Raw genomic sequence first — 6912 nt, forward strand, 5'->3', positions numbered from 1 at the left:
ATTCAGTCCAATTAAAAGAATCGTGGTGTTGTGATTCGGTTAAAGCGATTGAATAATTCAAATCGCAAAAATATTTCGTGAGAACCCGAATTGTAGTGAGACAATTTGGTGGTTTCTGCATCGTAGGCGTAACCGACAAATAAACCATCGGTAGCTTGAAAGCCCACTAATCCGCTGAAGGCAGCGTCCCAACGGTAAGCGGCTCCCACAACAAACTTTTCTTGAATCATAAAGTTAGCGGATACATCTACTTGTAAGGGTGCTCCTTGAATAGCTTTCATCAAAAAGGCGGGTTTCAATTTCAAACTCGGACTCAAATCAAAAACATGTCCTCCTATCAAATAAAAGCTCATTTTTTGCTTCATAGTAGTAATGTCGTTGTCGTCGTAGCGATCGGTTGTTAAAAAGTTCGGAACAGATAATCCTACATAAGTTTTGTCTGAATGCAGATACAAACCAGCACCAATGTTTGGACTAAACTGGCTATCGATATTCTCTTGAAACATCACATCGTTGGGATCGTAAATATTTAATTTAGAATAATCCACGTTGAGCAAATTGGCTGTAGCCTTTATCCCAAACGACAATTTATAATTTCTATTCAAATCAATTGTATAAGACAAATCTGCCGAAATATTGTTTTCATCCATCGCTCCTATACGGTCGTTAATAAAAGAAACTCCCAATCCCAAGCGCGAATCACCCAAAGGGGTATGTACTGATAAATTGGCCGTTTTGGGAGCTCCATCCATTCCTACCCATTGGGTACGATACATTCCAAAGACACTCATCACTCCTCGAGATCCCGCATAAGCTGGATTCACGTTGATGGTATTATACATGTATTGCGTATATTGTGGGTCTTGCTGGGCTTGACTTGGAGACACTACTCCTAAAAAAAGAATTCCTAAAGCCAAACCTTTGATTTTATTTATTGTTTTCATCTGTCTCGTTTTAGTTGTTTTCTAAGTGTAGATATCCAGATTTCTTAATCATACGACTTCCTGTTTTATCGGTAAATTCGTAATTGACGATATAGAAATAGGTTCCAGTTGGTAATTTATCATTTTTCTTAACGGTAACTCTTCCATCAGAATATCCTTTAAACACATTATCGTAAGCGTTATAATTATCCGTATCAAAAACCTTTACTCCCCAACGGTTGTAAACTTGAACCGTATTGTTGGGGTATTTCTCTATATTTTTAATGATAAAATAATCATTTTCACCATCGCCATTCGGACTAACCGCATTGTAAATAATGACTTCATCGTCGTCAATCCAATCATCTTTTATAGCCGCAAGAGTAAAAACACCATAACCATCAACTTCTGCAATACTGGTAACCGTTTTATCGGCCATATCAACAATACCGCCTTGATCTACCCATAAGTTTTTATTGGTGTCCCAACGAACAATGCGCATTGTTTTCTCTGCATTTTTAATCAATTCGTCTGGAGTGGTTCTTTTATCCCAACTTAAGGTCAAAACGACGTCTGTTTTTCCAGCCGCTTTTTCGATTGTCCAATACTCTTTATTATCAATCAGTTCTATACTTTCTGCCTTGTTGTTATGAGGTTGTTTTGGATTGGAGTTTTTTAAGTAATATTTACCCAAAAAACTTCCTTGGAGGTCTTTCGGTGCACTGATTCGTGCATAGCGATAAAACCCATCATCACCTATAGGATATACAAATCCTTCATCACCTATTTTCTCAACCTCTCCATCGGCGTGACTCATATCGGAAACGTTAATTGCTTTAGCGCCACGTTCAAAAACCATAGCTCCATTCAGGGAGTCGATTTGAACGATACCGTCTTTAAAATTTGCAGTACCCGAAATATTCATATCGTTATGCAACTCAAAAGCACGAATTGTAGTTGGGTTATTAAACAACACATCATAGAATCCACTAGGCGCAGAGCCTAGTAGATTTTGTGCTCCTATTCCACCTTCATAAGGTTGGAAAACAGCATAGGAAGTTTTTTTATTTCCATCAAAAGTGTATAATCCTTCGTTGGTAAAATGAGAATAAAAGTATAATCCGCCATCATTTTGCACTGTTGCTCCTTTTTCATTAATAAAAGAATAAACAGTAGATACATTGGTCTCAGGAAGGACTATAAAAATCCCTTCATTGACTGTTTGTCCAAATCCTAAAAAAGAACTCAAAGACAAACACAACAGATATTTATTTTTTAAAATTTTCATACTAGTTTATTTTACTTTTTGGTAAATCATGGGATTTGTAATTAAAATCCCACTTTCAGGAACCTCCGTCATCGTACAATTTGGGCAGGTTGGATACTTCGGATCGGATGGATCTAAAGGATTCTGAGCTACAGATTCTACTGTAATGGTATTTTGTTGCGGATTTTTTGCAGAACCGGTAGCCAAGTTGTACACCTTTTCTAATTCCAAATCCGCATCGGTAATAATATATACTCCAGAAAATGTATTGGTATCAATTTGTCCAGCATTTAAGCTTATTGGACCACCATTTACCGTAATTAAAGGATCAGTAATTCGAATGTCGGTCAACGGCACATTTCCAGTATTTTCAACTCTGAAAGTGTATAAAATACGGTCCCCTACCTGTGCAAAACCATCACCTCTTGGGTTCTCGAATCGACCGTGTTTAACTACTTTAAAGGAGGATACCTTGGGCTTGTTTAAACAAAAATCATCAATTAAACCCGTGTCTTCACAATCAAATTCCCTAAGTTCATCCATCGTATTTACACCATTACCCATCACTCCATAATTGGACAAACCTGCAAAACAAAAGTGGTCGTTATCTTCTGTTGTATAAATGGAGAAATACCCGCCTAACTCTACATAAGTTGCCTTACTACCCGGTACAAATCCATCGGGTACACGTGCATATTTCACATCGGTCATATAACTTGGATTCCCCAGTTTTCCAGCTATGGCATGTCCCCATAAGTAGACTGTACCGTCCTCTGTGATCGCTCCTGCTGAAGGATTTATAAAGGAATTGTCGTTGGCATTAATAAAGGTTACACCTGTCAATTCCACACCTGCAGCACGTTTAACAATGGTCCAGGATTTTAAATCTACATTATTACCCTGACCTAATTGCGCTTTATAATTGTCACCAAATGCATATACTTTTTTATTCGAGCCATTTAAAGCATAATAACTTACACCTGTAAAAGTATCGGCAGTATTTAATGTCATAGCGATCATCTTTAAATCAGCAGCTGGAAACGGCAATGTCATTTTTTTAGGTGTCTTGATCACAGCTGGCGCTGTACCGTTTCCTAAAGACGCCTTATCTCCCCAGGTATAAAAGTCCCCTGAATTGGTTACCGCAAAAGCGGCATGAGTCGTTACTTTTATAAACTTGACATCTGTTAGATCTCCTCCTCCTAAACCTCGAACTTTATTCCATCCGTGAATATTTGGGGTTGCTACTCCATATATACCAGAACTCGCAACATTTTCAGCGGCAATATAAACTTCTCCTAGATTCGTTAACAAAGCCGTTACCCCTCCACCAGAGGTCATGTATTTAATATCGGTAGGTAACACCCCTGTTGGTAAAGCTACTCCACCAAATGCCGGTGATGATTTCATCATATAGGGAAGAGCTCCTCTAACACCACCCCAAGAATACAAACCGCTTGTGGTTAACAAAAGATATTGCGCAATATTTGCACTTCGAGAGCCCAACGATGCCAAAAGAGGCGTTCCCGTATAGTTGTACCCATTTTCTGGTGTTACTAAAACTGGAACCGTATTTACAGAGCTCGGATTACCTGCAGGTTCTGCCGACATACCAAATACGACAAATCCCTTTTCCGTTTTAAAAAGATTACTATATTGAGAACTTATTACCGGATCACTTAGACCATCACATAAATCAATAGTCTGTGCATATATATGGTGGTTACCAATCCCTCCTAATGTTATAAATAGGATTAAAAAAAGTAGAAACTTCTCTATTATCTTATGTCCAATTGATTTATTAACATTATTTCTACTTTCTATACCTAAGCTAGCTTGAGAAAGAAATGCTTCCTGATTGTACTTTTTCATCATAGTTGTTTGTTTTAAAACCAGTTTTTAAATTGAATTAGAATACGATATGCACATTAAAACAACTTCATAATCCTTATCGCAGATTCTCTTTATCATTTTCAATCTTAAAACTGTGTTTATTTAATAAATATATTTTTCACTTTTTTAAGACTGCATAGCACTCTACTCTAATTTCGAGCGCTACGCAGCATTTATATTTATTTAACCACAAATACTATATTCATATATGAAGCTCTTGTAGCTTTACCTATAACCGTATAGGATAGTACACCGTTAACATCTATGCTTAAATTACTAAAAACAGCAGGATCGTAATACGTTACATAAAACTCTAGTTGATTAGCTGGTAGAACTGGGATAAATCCTGATGAATTTGCACTAGAAATCATACCGCCACCTGCACCGAATTGCGCTGTATACTCTGTATATAAGTTTTTAGTTTTAGCACCATTCGTATTAGTATCAAATATTACTGCTGGCATATAGAAGAATTTAGGCATCGCCGCTTTGACTGCAACGGAATATTCTGTATTATCTCCTGTTACAGTTGGTGTTACTACTACATCCGTAGTAGCTCCTACCACTGAACTGGTTTTTTGACTGGCTTGATTTAAATCTGATTTATTAATCCAAGTTGGTCGCCCAGAAGCATCCGTTGTCAATACTAAGTTACTTCCTTCAGAATTCATATCAATTGGTTTAATGGTTCCATCTAGAATTTTTTCTGAAGTCACCGCTCCTATTTTAATATTTGCCGATACTGCTTTTAATAAAGAAGTATTCGGATCACCTTGCAAGTCTAAATCGGTTGAGGTAAATGCTTTACCATTGGTGATTGTTCCCGCGTCAACTGTTGGTAATACCGGTTTCCAACTGGTTCCGTCGAAGGTTAAAACTTCATTGTTTCTCGGAGCTACTGAGCTTACCGGTACTGTTTGAATACGTTCAACTTTAGTATTAGTCGATGGACCAGTTACATCTCCAGCCAAAGTAACCGCTGTAGTTCCACTAGTGGCTACTGTATAAGTTGTCTCATTACCAGACGTATTAGGAGTTACTGTAATACCTGTACCTGCAGCAACAATTGTTGTTTTTTGAGCTGCTTGAATATCCGTCTTAGAAACATTTACTTTGTATTCGGTATTATTTCCACTTGCACTTGATGTTACTGTAGTATTTTCTCCGTTAACAACAGTTACCGTTTTTTGTCCGGCTTGAATAACATTAGTCAAATCAATTGCTGTAGAAGCAACTCCATTTACAGTAGTCATTATCGAACTTCCCGTAATAGCATTAACAACACTTTCAACAAGATTCGCTTTCGCTACAACTCCATTAACCGTTGAAACTAAGGTATTCGTACCTTCTTTGGATAACACATTTGTTATTAGCGGCGTAATTGCTGAAGTATCTACCCATAGGGTTCCATTTCCAGCTGGATTCGTTACTAACATCTGTCCGGCACTACCTGGTGTAATTGCTATTTGAACATTTCTCAAAGTAGCTTCATTTCCATCTGTAACTGTAATCCCTGTTCCCGTAAGATTCCCTTTGGTTACTTGAGTTGGTGCAGCTGGTTTCCAAGTGGTTCCGTCGAAGGTTAAAACCTCATTGTTTCTCGGAGCTACTGAGCTTACCGGTACTGTTTGAATACGTTCTACTTTAGTATTAGTCGTTGGACCTGTTACATCTCCAGCCAAAGTAACCGCTGTAGTTCCACTAGTGGCTACCGTATAGGTTGTCTCATTACCCAAAGTGTTAGGAGTTACTGTAATACCTGTACCTGCAGCAACAACTGTTGTTTTTTGAGCTGCTTGAATATCCGTCTTAGAAACATTTACTTTGTATTCGGTATTATTTCCACTTGCAGTTGATGTTACTGTAGTATTTTCTCCGTTAACAACAGTTACCGTTTTTTGTCCGGCTTGAATAGCATTAGTCAAATCAATTGCTGTAGAAGCAACTCCGTTTACAGTAGTCATTATCGAACTTCCCGTAATAGCATTAACAACACTTTCAACAAGATTCGCTTTAGCTACAACTCCATTAACCGTTGAAACTATAGTATTAGTTCCCTCTTTAGTCAAAGTGTTTGTAGTTGTTGGAACTACCGCTGATTTATCTATCCATTCAGTTGCGTTACCAGCTGAATTAGTAGCCATAATCTGACCAGGTCCACCCGGTGTTATAGCAATTTGAGTATTTTTCAAAGTTGCATCTGTACCGTTGGTTACAGAAATTCCAGTCCCTGTTAAATTCCCTTTTGGTATGGCAATATTATTAAATTTACTTACCAATTCATCAATGGCACCTTGAACATTAACTGATGTTAGTCCAGAAGTTACATTGTTGTAAATGATATTACTTGCATTAGTATTAATCTCAGTTAAAGTATTTCCTAGATTATCTTTGAAAGTATAGATTCCATTAGCATAGGTCACATTAACCATACTTGGATCAAATGTTACTAAAGCATCAGCTTCATTTTTATAGGTATATGTTCCATTAGGATTTTTAGTTAAAGTCGTAATCTTTTCGCTCATTCCCACCAAATCTTTGATGTTGATAACGTGAGATTGTTCTTTTTCATCCTTAAATGTTATGGTACCGTTTGCAGCATCTGACGTTAAACTAGTCAAGGTTTCAAAAGATTTAACCGCTCCTTTGATATCAACTGTCGTAATATTACCTTTCTCATCTTGATACGTCAACATACCATTTGTTGTAGTATAACCTAAAATAGTCAAGGTTTCGTTGGCTTGAACGATGTCTTCGAAATTGATGATGTGGGTATTACCCGCTTGATCAATATAAGTGAATTGAGTTCCGTCGTAATAAACGTTACCT

4 protein-coding genes are annotated in these 6912 nt (G+C 37.4%); all 4 read right to left on the reverse strand.

The window, feature by feature from the left end:
- Positions 1 to 11: 11 nt before the first annotated feature.
- Positions 12 to 944: a type IX secretion system membrane protein PorP/SprF gene (locus KO524_RS08495; RefSeq protein ID WP_219292934.1), complete on the reverse strand. Its 933-nt coding sequence runs from the start codon at positions 942 to 944 to the stop codon at positions 12 to 14.
- A 10-nt stretch (positions 945 to 954) separates the two neighbouring features.
- Complete coding sequence (locus tag KO524_RS08500) at positions 955 to 2211, reverse strand: gliding motility-associated C-terminal domain-containing protein (RefSeq protein ID WP_219292936.1); 1257 nt, start codon at positions 2209 to 2211, stop codon at positions 955 to 957.
- Positions 2212 to 2217: 6 nt separating this feature from the next.
- Positions 2218 to 4065 (reverse strand): hypothetical protein, encoded by a 1848-nt coding sequence (locus tag KO524_RS08505; protein ID WP_219292938.1) that lies wholly within the window; start codon positions 4063 to 4065, stop codon positions 2218 to 2220.
- Between the two features lie 197 nt (positions 4066 to 4262).
- The coding region (locus KO524_RS08510) for a hypothetical protein (RefSeq protein ID WP_219292940.1) at positions 4263 to 6912 on the reverse strand (2650 nt) is incomplete at its 5' end.

Source organism: Flavobacterium sp. NKUCC04_CG, assembly GCF_019345525.1.
GTDB lineage: Bacteria > Bacteroidota > Bacteroidia > Flavobacteriales > Flavobacteriaceae > Flavobacterium.